Annotated in this window: 13 protein-coding genes; 1 reads left to right on the plus strand and 12 read right to left on the minus strand. The window is 66.1% G+C overall.

Going from position 1 to position 14,962, the window contains the following annotated elements:
- Positions 1–724: 724 nt before the first annotated feature.
- Positions 725–1,006 (plus strand): HU family DNA-binding protein, encoded by a 282-nt coding sequence (locus tag EHV23_RS01565; protein WP_125094411.1) that lies wholly within the window; start codon positions 725–727, stop codon positions 1,004–1,006.
- A 262-nt stretch (positions 1,007–1,268) separates the two neighbouring features.
- On the opposite strand, the gene EHV23_RS01570 is transcribed toward EHV23_RS01565, so the two are convergent.
- The 12 genes from EHV23_RS01570 to EHV23_RS01625 form a co-directional block, all read right to left on the minus strand.
- Positions 1,269–2,441 (minus strand): serine/threonine protein kinase, encoded by a 1,173-nt coding sequence (locus tag EHV23_RS01570; protein ID WP_158615780.1) that lies wholly within the window; start codon positions 2,439–2,441, stop codon positions 1,269–1,271.
- A 262-nt stretch (positions 2,442–2,703) separates the two neighbouring features.
- On the minus strand, positions 2,704–3,609 hold the full coding sequence (locus EHV23_RS15470; protein ID WP_203228848.1) for a cytochrome c-type biogenesis protein: 906 nt from the start codon (positions 3,607–3,609) through the stop codon (positions 2,704–2,706).
- Positions 3,606–4,385 (minus strand): DsbE family thiol:disulfide interchange protein, encoded by a 780-nt coding sequence (locus tag EHV23_RS01580; protein WP_125094413.1) that lies wholly within the window; start codon positions 4,383–4,385, stop codon positions 3,606–3,608. Before EHV23_RS01580 ends, EHV23_RS15470 begins: the two co-directional genes overlap by 4 nt.
- 180 nt (positions 4,386–4,565) lie before the next feature.
- Complete coding sequence (locus tag EHV23_RS01585; RefSeq protein WP_158615781.1) at positions 4,566–6,719, minus strand: heme lyase CcmF/NrfE family subunit; 2,154 nt, start codon at positions 6,717–6,719, stop codon at positions 4,566–4,568.
- The gene (gene ccmE / locus EHV23_RS01590) at positions 6,716–7,162 is read right to left on the minus strand and encodes a cytochrome c maturation protein CcmE (RefSeq protein WP_125094415.1); all 447 of its coding nucleotides are present in this window, start codon (positions 7,160–7,162) and stop codon (positions 6,716–6,718) included. The genes EHV23_RS01585 and ccmE overlap by 4 nt, the downstream gene beginning before the upstream one ends.
- Positions 7,159–7,284 (minus strand): heme exporter protein CcmD, encoded by a 126-nt coding sequence (gene ccmD, locus EHV23_RS01595; RefSeq protein WP_125094416.1) that lies wholly within the window; start codon positions 7,282–7,284, stop codon positions 7,159–7,161. The genes ccmE and ccmD overlap by 4 nt, the downstream gene beginning before the upstream one ends.
- A gap of 340 nt (positions 7,285–7,624) precedes the next feature.
- The gene (gene ccmC, locus EHV23_RS01600; RefSeq protein ID WP_125094417.1) at positions 7,625–8,350 is read right to left on the minus strand and encodes a heme ABC transporter permease CcmC; all 726 of its coding nucleotides are present in this window, start codon (positions 8,348–8,350) and stop codon (positions 7,625–7,627) included.
- A gap of 141 nt (positions 8,351–8,491) precedes the next feature.
- Positions 8,492–9,160 (minus strand): heme exporter protein CcmB, encoded by a 669-nt coding sequence (gene ccmB, locus EHV23_RS01605; RefSeq protein WP_125094418.1) that lies wholly within the window; start codon positions 9,158–9,160, stop codon positions 8,492–8,494.
- Positions 9,161–9,190: 30 nt separating this feature from the next.
- A complete protein-coding gene (gene ccmA / locus EHV23_RS01610; RefSeq protein WP_125094419.1) occupies positions 9,191–9,991 on the minus strand; it encodes a heme ABC exporter ATP-binding protein CcmA in 801 nt (266 codons plus the stop codon).
- Positions 9,988–11,049 carry a TPR domain-containing protein gene (locus EHV23_RS01615; protein WP_125094420.1) on the minus strand — a complete coding sequence of 354 codons (1,062 nt, stop codon included), beginning with the start codon at positions 11,047–11,049 and terminating at the stop codon, positions 9,988–9,990. Before EHV23_RS01615 ends, ccmA begins: the two co-directional genes overlap by 4 nt.
- 276 nt (positions 11,050–11,325) lie before the next feature.
- A complete protein-coding gene (locus EHV23_RS01620) occupies positions 11,326–12,708 on the minus strand; it encodes an HlyD family type I secretion periplasmic adaptor subunit (protein WP_238990231.1) in 1,383 nt (460 codons plus the stop codon).
- Positions 12,709–12,748: 40 nt separating this feature from the next.
- The gene (locus EHV23_RS01625; protein WP_158615782.1) at positions 12,749–14,905 is read right to left on the minus strand and encodes a type I secretion system permease/ATPase; all 2,157 of its coding nucleotides are present in this window, start codon (positions 14,903–14,905) and stop codon (positions 12,749–12,751) included.
- Between the last annotated feature and the right edge of the window lie 57 nt (positions 14,906–14,962).

Below are 14,962 nucleotides of genomic sequence, written 5' to 3' on the forward strand. Positions count from 1 at the left end.
GAGTCCATGGCACGTACGGGCGGCCGTGTCGGGGAGCGCATCATAAATGGTTCATCCCCGTTCCGTTCGGTTCCTGACCGGTGGACATGTCCCGGCGGTCTGCCTGTGTTGCGTCCGTGCAAAGCCGTCATGGCAGGCCGCAGCAGGGAGACCGGTCAGGGCGGTCCGTGCTGATGGGGCTGTCGTTGCATGCAAATAGGGGTTCTGCTGAAACCGGCACAGGACTGGTGGCCCCGCTCACGCTCCAGGCGCGGGGGGCAGACCCGCCCCAACGTCTTCGCCTGCACCCAGCCGGTCCCTGGTCAACACCCGGTCAACACCCGGTCAGCATCCGGCCAGCACCTGACCAGTGTGCGGGAGCCCAGGGACATCGGTTCTTTCATGGAGTTGAAGCCCTGCTGACCCGGTCTGGCCATGGTTCGCATCACGGGCCGACGGCTTTCCCCTGCGGGCAAAAGGGGCGCTTTTCTGCTGAAAAATGTGGCAGAACGATACATGCCACGGATATGGCCGGGGGCGGGGCAGATTGGCCTCCGGCTTTGGCGCGTTCGGTCCCTGAATCAAGGTAGAATCCGCGCATATTGCCGCTTCTGGGCGGCAGCCCGGCGTTTTTCTGCGCCAACGGGCAGGGGTGCCGTGGCCGTTGGTGGCCTGCATGGCGCCAGCCTGTTTGCCCGCCGGGTTTGGCAAATGACAAGGCACAGCCAACCAGTCAGAGGTATGAATGAACAAAAGTGATCTGATCGAGAAGATCTCCAGCGACGCCGACATCAGCAAGGCATCCGCCGAACGGGTGCTGACCTCGGTCATGAATACCATCATGGACGCCGTCGCCGGCGGTGATCGTGTGACGCTCGTGGGCTTCGGCACCTTCCACGCCAGCAAGCGCGCCGGCCGTACCGGCCTGAACCCGCGTACCGGCGAAAAGATCGAGATCGCTGCCGCCAACGTGCCCAAGTTCACCCCGGGCGCCGCCTTCAAGGAAGCTGCCAACAAGGCGAAGTAAACGCATCGGCCGCGCGCCCGCCCGGAAACGGCCGTTTCCGCCGGCAGGCGCACCACGTGGGCGCCTGCCGCAGGGTTGGGCGCCTGTTTTTTTAGGGACCCTCTGCAAAAGTCTGCGAGCGCTTTGGGCCCAGGATCGGGATGAGCCAGAAGGCGCCATTTGGCGGCAATAGCAGGGCTATTGGCGGCAAATGGCAACGCACTGGATCGCCCGAGCATGGAGACCAAAGTGCCGCAGGACTTTTGCAGAGGGTCCTTGGTGCTCAGAGCCCTGCCTGCAGCTGGGCCAGCTGCTCCTGCAGGCTGATGATCTGCCCCTGCCAGTAGCGCACCGAGCCGAACCACGGAAAGGCCGCCGGGAAGGCTGGGTCTTCCCAGCGCTCGGCCAGCCAGGCGCTGTGACGGATGATGCGCAGCGTCCGCAGTGGTTCCACCAGCGCCAGTTCACGCCGTTCGAACGGGCGGATCAGCTCGTAACCGGCCAGCAGTTCCTGCATGGCCTGCGAAACCGCGTTGCTGCCGTCGGCCTCGGCATCCTGCTGGCCGGCCGCATCGGCAATCATCCACAGATCCTGCATGGCCGGGCCGCTGCAGCAGTCGTCCAGATCCACGAAGTGCGGGCCATGGGCCTCCGTCCACAGCAGGTTGCCCAGATGACAGTCGCCATGCAGGCGGATCTGCGTGAAGTCGGCCACCACGGGCTGGTGCAGCGACGGATGCAGCCGCCGTTCGGCCAGCTCGCAGCAGCGCCGCGCCAGCGTTTCCCAGTTGTGGCGCACCTCGGGCGGCAGCCACGGGCAGCCGATCACCCGTTCGATGGAGGCCCAGCCGGCACGCTCCACGTCCAGCGCCAGCCGGTGCACGAAACCGCGCCGGGCGCCCACCTGGTGGATGCGGGCAATGAACTGCCCGATCCGTTCCCGCATGGCCGGCCCCTGGTGGATGTTGTCCAGCTCGGGCACCCGTCCGCCCTGGCGCCGGTAGACCGCCACATAGAAGCCATGGCTCTCGAAGAGCGTGTCGGCCAGGGGGCTGTCTGGTGTGGAGAGGTTGCCTGGTGCCGGAAGGCCGCTCTTCCGTGAGGAAGCGCTGGTTGCAGTGCCAGCGTTTTCGTGCCGGCCGGAGTCATGCCGGTCGGGGGCCATCAGCGCTTCGCGATGCAGCGGGGCTGCCAGCGGAATCTCTGCGGCGGCGATCTCGTGGGCAAAGGCATGCTCTTCCAGCAGTTGGTTGCGGTCCCAGCGGTCGGGGCGGTAGAACTTGGCCACCCGGCTGTCCCCGTCTTCCAGCCCCACCAGATACACCCGGTTCTCGAAACTGTTGAGGGCCTGCAGCCGGCCGTCGCAACGCAGACCGATCTCTTCCAGCGCGGCCAGTACCGTGTTGGGGGTCAGCCGGGCAAAGGGCTGAAGGGAGCTGTGCGGCGCATCATTCATGGTGCATCCCCGTTGGATCCTGATCCGCCAACGATACGCCATCTGGCGACCGGTGGCCAATTGGGGAAGGTGCTGCGTTGCGGCGTGCTGCCCGGGTGATTTCCGGGACCATGGCGCACGCTGCGCCTTGCAGTGCGTTCCGTGTGACGCGTGCGATGAGATGTGCGCTATGGAATGTGCGCTGTGAGATGCATTTCGTGCAACGTACGAGGTGTGCGGCGGAGGTTTTGAGTGCGGTGCGGAGGTTTGGGGCGTGAGGACGTCAGCGCGAGGGCCGCTCCCGGTCGCCGGAGTCCGTTGCAGCCAGCTGTGCATCCACCAGTCGCAGGGCCTCCTCGGCGGACAGGGGAGTAGGCTCGTCGTCATCGACATCATCGCTGGCGTTGGCTCCGTCCAGCGTGTCGCCAGTGTCGTCCACTTCATCACCCTCATCCGCCGCCAGCCGGCGCCGGCGGGTCAGCCGCCAGATGCCGGCGCCGGCGGCCAGCAGCATCACGGCCGGGCCTGCCCAGAGGATGCTGTTCTGCCACGACCAGGTGGGCCGGTACAGCACGAACTCGCCATAACGGTCCACCAGATAGTCCTTGATCTGCCGGTCATCCAGGCCCCGGTCGATCAGCCGCACCACCTCCAGCCGCAGGTCCTTCGCCAGGTCGGCGTGCGAATCCAGTAGCGTCTGGTTCTGGCACACCAGACAGCGCAGCTCGTGCGCCAGCGCCCGGAAGCGCGCCGTGTGCATCACGGCCTCGGCGTGGGGGTCTTCCGTGTCACTGCCCGTGGGGGCGCCGCTGCCATTGCTGGCGGCAGGTGCTTCATTGCCATTTTGCATACCACTGCCTGCGGGCATGCCGCTAGCACCGGGCGTTTTACCTCCGTCCTCCTGGAGGGCGGTGGCTGGTGTGGTCGAATTGATGGGGGCCGATGTCTGTGCGTGAAGCGGTGCGGCCATCAGGGCAGTGACGATGGCAGCCGTTGCCAGCGCGATACGGCCTATGGCCATACTCATTTCAGCACCAGCACCAGCACCAGCACCAGCACCAGCACCTGTACCTGTACCTGTACCTGCAGCCGGGCCAGATGCAGCCGGGTTTTTCGTGCGCGTGTGCACCGGGCCTTGCGGGATGGATGTTGCCGGCAGTGCCGCCGCCTGTCGGTGTACCGTCATCATTTGGCTTCCGCCTCCAGCTTTTCGATGGCCGGCAGCAGCTCGTTCTGCAGGGTCTCGATGGAGATGGCTCCCACGATCTTGCGCCGGATGCGACCCTCGCCGTCGATCAGGAAGGTTTCGGGCACGCCGTACACCCCAAAATCGATGGCCGTGCGTCCCTGCGCATCCACCATGATCTCGTCGAACGGATTGCCGTTGCGGGCCAGCCAGCGGCGCGCGTCTTCCGGCCGGTCCTTGTAGTTCATGCCCACCATCCGGATGCGATGGCGCTGCGCCAGTGCCATCATCTGCGGGTGCTCCTGCAGACAGGGCATGCACCACGAGGCCCAGACATTGAGCAGATAGGGCTTGCCCCGCAGGCTGGCCGAGCTGATGCTGTTTGTGCCGTTTGTGCCGTTTGCGCTGGTGTCTGGCGTCTGGGGGGCCTTGCTGGCTGCAGGCTGTGTGTCACCAGCAGCGGGTGTTTGGGCCGTCTGCGTCCCTGCTGCCTGTGTTCCCGCCGCCTGTGATCCGGCCGGTGCATTTCCGGATGCTTTGCCTGCTTCTGTGGCTTTCACCGGAGCTGCCACGCCCGCCAGTCGTGGCAGCTCGAAGGCCGGGGCTTCCTTGCCGATCAGCGGCGATGGAATCTCGTTGGGGTTGCGGCCCAGCCCCAGCAGCAGAAACACCGCCAGCACCACGAAAAAACCGGCAGGCAGCAGGTAACGCCACGAAAACAGCCCAGCCTTGCGGGCAGGCTTTTTCCGGCGTTTTCGGGGTGAGGCGGAAGCGTTCATGGCTGGAGTAGTGGTGCGGATCTACGGAAAAGGAGCGGGAGGGAAGGGCAGCAACAAGGACAGGGGATGGAAGCAACAAGGGCAGGGGATGGCAGCAAGGGGCAGGGAAGGGCAAGTCGTGCCGGCACCAGGTGTAACGGTCCTTCCGGAAAGATCGCTGACGCGTCACACGGCAAATGTTCAGCGCTCACCCGCGCCACGCCGCTTCTCGTGCACTCTGCGCCGGTAGCGTTTGTCGCACATGGCCATGAAGCCGCCCAGTGCCATCAGCACGCAGCCGCCCCAGATCCAGTCCACGAAGGGCTTGATCCACACCAGCATCGTCCAGCGGCCGTCGGGTAGCTTCTCGCCCAGGGCCACGTACACGTCGCCGGTCAGGCGGGTCTCGATGGCGGCCTCGGTCTGACCCATGCCCATGCGGCCGGTGTAGGCGCGTTTTTCGGGGTGCAGCAGGGTGAAGAACGCACCGTCGTGCCGCACTTCCACCTTGCCCTGGATGGCCAGGTAGTTGGGACCGGGTACTTCGCGGATGTCCTGCAGCCGGAATTCATAATCACCCAGCTGCATGCTCTGGCCGGGTGCCAGGGCCTCGTCGGCCTCGCGTTCCAGCGTGGTCACGCCGGCCACGCCGATGATGAACACCCCCACGCCGATGTGCGCCACCAGCATGCCCCAGAATGCCGCCGGCAGGGCATGGGCACGTTCGGCCAGCGTTCGCCGGGTCTGTACCTGCTGCATCGGCTGAACCTGATTCCCCTGCAACGCCCGCTCAGGTGAGGGCTGCGTATCAGCCCCTTGCTGCGGTTGCCGGGCTGGCGCCTGATTGCCCTGCATCTGCCCGGCCCTGCCGGCCGGCCACAGCCGCTCGGCCAGCAGAGCCAGTGCCGAGGCAATGGCCCAGAAGCCGATGAACGCGCCCACGGCAAACACCACCGCCCCTCCGAAACCGGCACCACCTTCGGCTGGCGGCGCCAGCCGGGTGGCCGAGAACCGCCCCGACATCACGGCCACCAGCACTGTGCTGATCACCGATACACCCAGTGCCCAGCGCAGGCGCCGGAACAGGTCGGGCACCGGCGCATTGCGCCAGCGGGCTACCGGACCGATGCCCATCAGGAAAATGGCCGGTGCCATCAGCGGCACGAACACCGCCTCGAAGTAGGGTGCCCCCACCGAAATCTTGCCCAGCTGCAGCGTGTCGAGCAGCATCGGGTACATGGTGCCGAGGAAGATGGCTGCGCAGGCCACCACCAGCAGCAGGTTGTTGGCCAGCAGCAGGCTCTCGCGCGAGCTGACGGAAAACACCGCTGGCGCATTGCCGGCCGCCAGTTTTGGGGCGCGCCACGCATACAGCACCAGCGAGCCGCCGATCACCACCACCAGGAACGCCAGGATGAACACGCCGCGCGCCGGATCGGTGGCAAAGGCATGCACCGAGGTGAGCACGCCCGAGCGCACGATGAAGGTGCCCACCAGGCTCAGGCTGAATGCCGCAATGGCCAGCAGCAGCGTCCAGTTGCGGAAGGTGCCGCGCAGTTCGGTGACGATGAGCGAGTGCATCAGCGCCGTACCCACCAGCCAGGGCATGAACGAGGCGTTCTCGACCGGATCCCAGAACCACCAGCCGCCCCAGCCCAGCTCGTAATAGGCCCACCAGCTGCCCAGCGTGATGCCCAGCGTGAGAAAGCACCAGGCCGCGATGGTCCAGGGCCGGGCCCAGCGTGTCCAGGCCGCATCTACCCGGCCGCCCAGCATGGCGGCAATGGCAAAGGCAAAGGCCACCGAAAAGCCCACATAGCCCAGATACAGCATGGGCGGGTGCAGCACCATGCCCGGATCCTGCAGCAGCGGGTTCAGGTCACGTCCGTCGGCCGGGGCCGGCAGCTCGCGCTCGAACGGATTGGACGTGGTGAGCAGAAAGAGCAGAAAGCCCATCGACACGAAGCCCAGCACGCCCAGCACCCGGCTGCGCACCTGCATGCCCAGCGTGCGGCCAAAGCCGGCCACGGCTCCCGTCCAAACCGACAGCATCAGCGCCCACAGCAGCATCGAGCCCTCGTGCGAGCCCCAGGTGGCGGCGATGCGGTAGGGCAGGGGCAGCAGCCGGTTGCTGTTGGCGGCCACGTTGCGCAGCGAAAAATCGTGATGCACGAACGACCAGGCCAGACAGCCGAAGGCCAGCAGCATCATCAGCATCTGCAGCACGGTGGCCCGGTGGCCCACCTGCATCAGCCGGCCATCGGTACGGTGGGCACCCCAGATGCCCGAAAAAAACTGCACCACGGCCAGCGCCAGCGCCAGCCACAGCGCGTAGTGTCCAATCTCTGCAATCACTGGGATTTGAAGGTATCGATGGTATCGGGGTGGACCTTCTTCATGGCTTCGGCGGCCTCGGGCGGCATGTAGTTCTCGTCGTGCTTGGCCAGCACTTCCGAGGCGGTGAAGAGACCATCGGCCCCCAGCCGGCCCTGCGTCACCACGCCCTTGCCCTCGCGGAACAGGTCGGGCAGCGTGCCCACGTAGGTCACGGTGATCTGGTGGTCACCGTCGGTGACCACGAACTGCACCCGCGTGCCCTCGCGTTTGAGGCTGCCCGGTTCGACCAGCCCGCCAATGCGGAAGGTGCGTCCCTCGGGGGCCTCGTGGTTGGCCACCTGCGTGGGGGTATAGAAGAAGACGATATTGCTGTTGAGCGCGTAGAGCAGCAGTCCGGCCACCACCGCCAGCGCCACCAGACCGGAGGCAATCCAGGCGAAGCGTTTCTGGCGGGGGGTCATGAACCGCTGTCTTCCAGTTGATGACGTGCCTGGCGGCGACGGCCGGCCAGCAGGACCAGCTCGGCCAGCAGGGCCACCAGGGAAAGACCGTAGGCGATGAGGACGTAATGCCAGTGCGTCATGGCGGATAACGGAGATATCGCAAGAGGAGAGCTGACGATACCCCCGGTGCATCCGCACTCGTTGATCGAGGTCAACGGTCGGGGCTTTCCATCCGGCAGACGGTCAGAAGGTGTGTCGGACGGGTGCAAAGCGCGGTGTGGACTGATTCCCGTTCAGAATTTTTTGACCAAAATCAACAGGATGGCGTGTCTGCTGCCTGTCCGTCATCACATGCTGCATCGATGGTGTCCTGTCTGCGCAGTGCGCCCTGTCAGCCCACGGCCGGGGTCAGCGCGGGGACGAATGAGTTCATGACACACGCCAGTGCGGGCATGCAGGCTGGCAGGTTCGCGCCCGGATTCACTTCGACAGCTGCTGCACCCACTGCGTATGTGCCTCCCGCATCAGGATGATGCTTCTGGCCCGGTGCAGCACCACCGCCACGCTGTAGCACCAGGCTGCCAGCATCATCACGAGCATGGCCAGCAGCATCACCGTGGCCATTTTCGAGCCGCTCACCGGATTCACGCTCGAGCCCTGGTGCAGCGTGTTCCAGAGGTTGACCGAAAAATAGATGATCGGCACATTGATGCTGCCCACCAGCACCAGAATGGAGCCGGCCCGGTCGGCGCGGTTCTGGTCCTCGATGGCGTGCGTCAGCGCCATGTAACCGAAGTACAGGAACAGCAGGATCAGTGTCGAGGTCATCCGCGCATCCCAGGCCCAGTAGGTGCCCCAGGTGGGCTTGCCCCAGAGGGATCCGGTCCACAGTGCAATGGCGGCCCACAGTGCGCCGGTGGGGGCCAGCGCGGAGATCATCATCGCCGACATGCGGGTACGGAAGCCCAGGTTCAGAATGGCGTAGAAGGCCATCACCAGATAGATGAACATGGCCATCCACGCGGCCGGCACGTGGATGAAGATGATCCGGTACACCTCGCCCTGCTGGAAATCCGTGGGAGCCTCCACGAAGCCCAGCCACAGGCCGAGCAGACAGAGCACGGCGGCACTCACGGCAAACCACGGAATGAGCTTGCCGGCCAGACCATAGAAGCGCTGCGGGGCAGCGTAGGCAAACAGGTTCATGGGTGTGCGTCCTGCAATCGTTCCTGCAAATTCTGTGTCGTGTCTGCGCTGCATCCCATGCCGGTGAGGTGCACGGGGTTTGCGCGGCCTCTGGGACAGTAGGGGGATGTGACGTGAACATCATGTTTCATGGGCAGGCCCTCATTCCAGCGAGGTGCGCAGCGCAAGCGCCACCAGATACGGCCCGCCCCAGACGGCCGCCACCATGGCCGCACCCAGCAGCGCCAGGTGGGACGAAGGCGACAGGCCGGCTGCCAGCATGTCCACGGCGCCCGCCCCGAAAATCAGCACCGGCACGTAGAGCGGCAGCACCAGCAGCGCCACCAGGGCGCCGCCCGCACGTACGCCCAGCGTCAGCGCCGCACCCACCGCGCCCAGCATCAGCAGGGTGGGGGTGCCCAGCAGCAGCGTCAGCACCAGCAGCCCGGCACGGGGCAGGTCCACCGACAGCGCCAGCGCCAGCAGCGGCGTGATGATCACCAGCGGCAGGGCCGACACCAGCCACACCGCCAGCAGCTTGCCTGCCACCAGCGCCGTGGGCGAGCGGCCGCTGGCCAGCATGTGTTCGAGGCTGCCGTCCTGATGGTCGTTGGCAAACAGCATCGGCAGTGCCGTCAGTTGCGCCAGCAGCGCCATCACCCAGATCAGCCCCGGCCCCAGCCGTGCCAGCCATTCGGTTTCCGGCCCCACGGCAAACGGCACCATCAGGCAGGCCAGCACGAAAAAGCCCAGCAGATTCAGCGTGTCGGCGCGCCGGCGCAGCGCAATCGTCAGGTCGCGCTGTAGCGCCCAGCGGAAGGTGCCTTTCATCGTGGTGCATCCCTCATGCAGGCACTCCGTTTATGGCGTATGTCCGTGCCATGGGGTGTGTCCCCGCGACGGTGCGGATACCTGCCCGGCCGGGGATGCCGGCCCGGAGGCGGATGCTGGCCTGGAGGCAGGGGCCGCGCCCGGTGCGGTTTTTGCCCCCAGCCAGAGTTCGTTGGGCGCCCGTGCCGCCAGCACCGGCAGGTGCGTGGCAATCAGCGCGCTGCCACCGGCGTCCAGATGTTTGTTCAGCAGGGCATCCAGCAGCGCACTGCCTTCGGCGTCCAGCGCGGCCGAGGGCTCGTCCAGCAGCCACAGTGGCCGGTGCGGCGCCAGCAGCAGCCGCGCCAGGGCCAGCCGCTGCCGCTGACCCTGCGAGAGCCGGCGGGTTTCCACATGCGTGTGCTTCGCCAGTCCTGCCCGCTCCAGCACGCCGCGCAGCCGGGCGCGGTCCGGACGGGCGCCATCCAGCTCGGCCAGCAGGCGCAGGTTGTCGATGGCCGACAGTTCGCCCTTCAGCCCGTGTGCATGGCCCAGCCACAGGGCGTGCGGGCAGAGTTTTCGGGTGCCGGGCCTGAAGGTTTCGTTTTCCCACGTCAGCTCGCCGGCCTGTACCGGCGTCAGCCCCAGCAGCGCCCGCAGCAGCGTGGACTTGCCGCTGCCGTTGGCGCCGCGCAGCATCAGCGCCGTACCGGATGGCACGGAAAAGTCCAGTGCATCGACCAGCACCTGACGGCCCCGCTCGATACGCAGACCGCTGGCCAGCAGCCTGCCGGTCACCGCCGTGGAAGCGCAGGCGCCTGCTGCAGGTGCGCGGGCCGTCGTCGTGCTCATGGCTTGCCGGCCGCCCCATTGGTCGGGGGCACGGAAGTGTCACGGCCGGCAGTCTCGCCCGCTGGTGGCGCAGAGGTACCGTTGCCGGCGCCCGGATTAGCCCGCGGGCCAGCGCCCGTGCTGTCTGCCTGCTGCCGTGCCGCGTCGATGTACTGCTGCACCTGCTGGTACTGCGGTGTACCGGGCTTGAGCTGCGCCAGCAGCGGTTCCCAGTAGCCCAGGGCTGCCCTGGCGTTGCCGTGGTTCATCTCATGGGCACCGGCCAGCGCCAGTGCCTTGCCATTGCCGGGGTTGAGCTTCAGCGCCTGCTGGATCAGTTCCCACGGCCGGCCTTCGAGCTTCATGCCGGCCCGCTGGCCCAGCGTGTCGGCCAGGTCGGTACGGATCTGTGCTGCCAGCGCCGGATCGGGGCTGTCCAGCTTCAGGGCCTTTTCCAGCGCGGCCGTGGCCCCGTCCAGATCGCCTAGCGCTCGGCGTGAGCGGCCCAGCATCAGCCAGCCTTCCACCAGATCGGGCTCGGCCTCCAGTTTTGCCTCCAGCTGCGCCAGCATTTTGTTCACATCCGGCATCTGCGCCTGCTGGTCGAAGCCCGGCACCACGGCCTCGGGCATGCCGGTAGTACGGTAGAAGGCCAGTGGCATGGCCACCAGCAGCGTGGCAAACACCACCGCCAGCAGCTGGCGGCGGCGGGTCATGCCGGGGCGTTGCTGCGCTGTCATGCCGACCGGCGTGTCGCCGGGGATACCCTGTTCCTCAAGGGTGGCATGCCCGGGGCCGTGCCCCTCCGGCGCCAGATCGGCCAGTGCGGCGGTTGCAAACTCGCGTACCAGCGCCTCGCGCTCGGGTGAATCCTTGGGCAGTGCAGCCAGCTCCTCGTCCAGCCGCTGGCGGCGCTCACGGATGATGTCGCGGTTCAGGCTGGCCCCGTCGTCGCCGATGTGGCCGGCCGCTGCGGCATCGGATGGCGTACCGCGGCGCAGCAGCGGCCACACCACATACAGGCTGACCAGAACGGCTGCAGCAACCAGCAGCCAGAGAAAGAGGGCAGGGGATGACATGCCGGCATTGTCGGGCCAACCGCCGTGGCGGTCAAAGTTCCGATGGCGGTTGGCGTTGTTTCAGGTCAAGGCACAGAAAGGCCCGCCGGACGGATCACGTCGGGCGGGCCCTGTCGGGGAAGGGCGCGGAAGGCCCAGGACTCACTTTCGGATGCAACACCCCTTCCCCAGATGAAGTGTTGCCATGGATCGGACCTGCACCTGCCTGAGCCCCGAAGCGCGGGCCGGTATCGTGCAGCAGCCGGGGCGACCATTGCGGCTGCTCAGGCAGAGCGGTCACCGCTCCCGGAACGCCTCCCGCATCTTCAGGATCGGCTTCAGGATGTAGTCCATCACCGTCTTCTCGCCCGTGCGGATTTCCACCGAGGCCGTCATCCCGGGGATGATCGGCAGCTCCTTGCCGCCCGCGCTCAGTGTCGATGACGTGGTGCGCACCAGCACGCGGTAGTAGCGGTTGCTGCCGGCCGTGCGCTGTTCGTCGTCACGCAGCGTGTCCGGGCTGATCAGCTCCACCTCGCCATGCAGGCCACCGTAGATGGCGTAGTCGTAGGCCGAGATCTTCACCGTCGCCGGCAGGCCGGGGCGCAGGAAGGCCACCTCGTGCGGGCGGATCTTCGCCTCCACCAGCAGCTGGTCTTCCAGCGGAATGATCTCCATGATGTCCTGACCCGGCTGGATCACCCCGCCGCGCGTGTTCATCCGGATGTTCTTCACGATGCCCTTCACCGGCGCCGTCAGCACGGTACGGGTCACCTGGTCCTGCCGGGCGGTCAGTGCCTGTTGCACCTGGGCCAGCTCGGACTCCACGCGCGACAGGTCGTTGGCCGCATCGGCACGGTACTTGTTCACCCGCTCCTGCATGGCGGCCTGCAGGTCGTTGTACTGCCGTTGCAGGCGCAGCAGTTCCGTTTCGGCCACCAGCCCCTTGGCCACCATCGGTCTGGTAATGCCAATCTCGCGAGCCACCAGTGCCTGGCTGGCCTTCGAGGTTTCCATGGCCTGCTGCAGCGACTGCCGGCGGGCGTTGTAGGTGTCCGTCTCGTTGTCCACCACTTCCGTGTCCGACAGCACGTCGTCGGGGAATTTCAGCGGGGTGCCCCGTGCCTCCGCACGCAGGCGGGCAGCCGAGGCCTTCAGGCTGATCACCTTGCTCAGCCCTTCACGGTAGGAGGACTGTGCCTTGGTTTCGTCGATGCGCAGCAGCGGCTGACCCTTTTCCACGGTGGCACCTTCGCGCACCATCATCTCGGACAGAATGCCGCCTTCCAGCGACTGGATCACCTGTTCGCGGCTGGATGCGATGATGCGTGCATCGCCCTTGGTGATTTCTTCCAGCTTGCTGTAATTGGCCCACACGGCGGCCGCCACCAGCAGCGACAGCATCAGCGCCAGCAGCAGAAAGCTGCTTTTCTGGCGATCATTCACCATCGCCTGCTGCATGTCACGCATGAAATCGAAATCGCTGCCGCTGCCGGCATAGACCGGATGCGCAAAGGTATCGCGCGGTTCCACGGCACGCTGGCCGGCCACCACCACGTCCTTGCCCGGGGCAGGGCGCCTGCCGCTGCGGCCGGCCGCGACCCCGGTGGGCGCTGCAGCCGCCACGGCACGGGATTCCGGCCGTGTCGTGCCGGGCTGTGTTTTACCCTGTGTGTTCACGGGTTTTCCTGTGGGTTGTTCATGATTAGGGGTGGAACGTTCAGACACGGCGCACCCCCTGGATCTTGCCTTCCTTCAGGGCCTGCAGCACTGCCTCTTTCGGGCCGTCGGCCACGCGCACACCACCATCCATGATCATCACCCGGTTCACGAAATCCAGCAGCTGCAGCTTGTGCGTCACGAACACCATCGTCTGGCGGGTGGACAGACGCGACAGCGCCTGCATCACCATCGTCTCGGTGGCGGTATCCATGGCGCTGGTCGGTTCGTCCAGCAGCATCACGGCGGGGTTGGCAATCACGGCGCGGGCCAGGGCCACGGCCTGACGCTGGCCACCCGAGAGCCCGTTGCCGCCTTCGCCAATGGGCATGTCGTAGCCGCGCGGATGGCGGCTGGCCATCTGGTGCACACCAAAGGCATCGGCAATGCGCATCATCGAATCGTCATCGATGTGCGGGTTGCCGGCCTTCAGGTTCTCGCGCAGCGTCCCGAAAAACAGTCGCGTATCCTGCCCCACATACAGCACGTGGCGGCGCACGTCGGCCGGTTCGATCTGCTGGATCTCGATGCCATCGAGCTTCACCGAGCCCTCGCGCGGCAGATACAGCCCGGCCAGCACCTTCAGCAGCGTCGATTTGCCGCTGCCGATGCGGCCCAGCACCGCCACCCGCTCACCCGGATTCAGCGTCATGCTCACCTCGCGCACCGAATCGGGCGACATCGGGTCGTAGCGGAAGGCCAGATTCTCGGCCGACAGCGCACCCGTCGTAGTGGGCTTGCGCAGATAGTTCCGTTCCGGATCGCGGTCGGTGGGCGTGTTCATCACACGGTTCAGCGAGGTCAGCGCCGTTTTTGCCTGCTGGTAGCGCACGGCCAGTGCCGTGATGCTCGCAGCCGGTGCAATGGTGCGGCCGGCCAGAATCACCGCGCCGATCAGCGCCCCTTGCGTGAGCGTGCCGTCACCGATCAGATACACGCCCCACACCACCATCGCCACCGTGCACATCGACTGCAGCAGGGCGGTAAAGTTGTTCACCATGGCCGTAATGTTGCGGCTTTTCATCGAGGTGCGGGCGGTGAGGGCCGAGGCGCGCTCGTAGCGGGTCTGCACCTGGCTTTCCATGCGCAGCGCCTTGATGGCCTCGGCACTTTCCAGCGTTTCCACCAGAATGCCCTGCTTGATGCTGCCCTCGCGCAGATGTTCCTTCACATAGCGCGACAGCGGAATCTGTGCCAGCGCCCCCACGATCACCAGAATGGGAATGCAGGCCAGCGGCACCCAGAAGAGCGGCCCCGCAATGGCGTGGATCACCCACACGAACATCAGCACGAAGGGCAGGTCGGTGATGGTGGCCAGTGTGGCAGAGGTGGCAAAATCGCGCACCGATTCGAATTCACGGATGGTGTTGGCAAAGGCCCCGGCCGACTGCGGACGGTTTTCCAGCCGTGACATCATCGCCTGACGGAAAAGTGTCGAGCCCAGCAGCAGGTCGGCCTTCTTGCCGGCGTTGTCCAGCAGCCAGCTTCGCAGGTTGCGCGACAGGTATTCGAACAGCATCGCCACCATCACACCGCTGGCCAGCGCCCACAGCGTGGTGTAGGCCTGGTTCGAAATCACCCGGTCATACACGTTCATCGTGAAGAACGTGCCCGCCAGCGCCAGCACGTTGATCAGCAGCGCCGCAATGGCCGCCTGCATGTAATAACCCCGAAAACGCCAGATCGTGCTCCAGAACCAGTGGCCCTTCGGTTTGTCGATCTCGATCGGGCTGCGCTTGTCCTCGGCAATGGCCGGACGGATCAGCAGGCAGGTGCCGATGTACTGGCGCTGCAGGTCCTCGTGCTTCACTTCCAGCTCGATGGCGCCCTGCTCGCAGGGCAGGATCACCGCCTTGCCGTCGCGGCGCCATTCCAGCAGCAGGCAGGCGCGCAGGTCGTGCAGCAGCAACACCACCGGCAGCTGCAGCGGATTGATGCTGTCGAGTGCGCGATGCTGGATGCGCACCTTGCAGCCGTGCGCTTCGGCAATGCGCATCATGCCGGCGGGTTGCAGTGGCCGCTCGTGCGGAATGCCGGTGGCCAGCGCCTCCTCGCTCTTGTGGATGTCGAAGCGCGCCAGCATCTGCGACAGCGCCGTCAGCAGCGGATCGGGCTGCGGCTGCATCGAGGGCAGTGCAATCTCGGGTTGTGTACTCATGTCGTGGTTGGTTTCTTGCCCGTGTCGGTTTCGGGTCACCGGTCGGGCGTTCGCCAT

This window comes from Lautropia dentalis (assembly GCF_003892345.1).
Classification (GTDB): domain Bacteria; phylum Pseudomonadota; class Gammaproteobacteria; order Burkholderiales; family Burkholderiaceae_E; genus Lautropia; species Lautropia dentalis.

Coding starts and splice junctions, on each gene's coding strand:
- EHV23_RS01565 (WP_125094411.1), top strand. CDS start 725: ATGAACAAAAGTGATCTGATCGAGAAGATCTCCAGCGACGCCGACATC.
- EHV23_RS01570 (WP_158615780.1), bottom strand. CDS start 2,441: ATGAATGATGCGCCGCACAGCTCCCTTCAGCCCTTTGCCCGGCTGACC.
- EHV23_RS15470 (WP_203228848.1), bottom strand. CDS start 3,609: ATGATGACGGTACACCGACAGGCGGCGGCACTGCCGGCAACATCCATC.
- EHV23_RS01580 (WP_125094413.1), bottom strand. CDS start 4,385: ATGAACGCTTCCGCCTCACCCCGAAAACGCCGGAAAAAGCCTGCCCGC.
- ccmE (WP_125094415.1), bottom strand. CDS start 7,162: ATGACCCCCCGCCAGAAACGCTTCGCCTGGATTGCCTCCGGTCTGGTG.
- ccmD (WP_125094416.1), bottom strand. CDS start 7,284: ATGACGCACTGGCATTACGTCCTCATCGCCTACGGTCTTTCCCTGGTG.
- ccmC (WP_125094417.1), bottom strand. CDS start 8,350: ATGAACCTGTTTGCCTACGCTGCCCCGCAGCGCTTCTATGGTCTGGCC.
- ccmB (WP_125094418.1), bottom strand. CDS start 9,160: ATGAAAGGCACCTTCCGCTGGGCGCTACAGCGCGACCTGACGATTGCG.
- ccmA (WP_125094419.1), bottom strand. CDS start 9,991: ATGAGCACGACGACGGCCCGCGCACCTGCAGCAGGCGCCTGCGCTTCC.
- EHV23_RS01615 (WP_125094420.1), bottom strand. CDS start 11,049: ATGTCATCCCCTGCCCTCTTTCTCTGGCTGCTGGTTGCTGCAGCCGTT.
- EHV23_RS01625 (WP_158615782.1), bottom strand. CDS start 14,905: ATGAGTACACAACCCGAGATTGCACTGCCCTCGATGCAGCCGCAGCCC.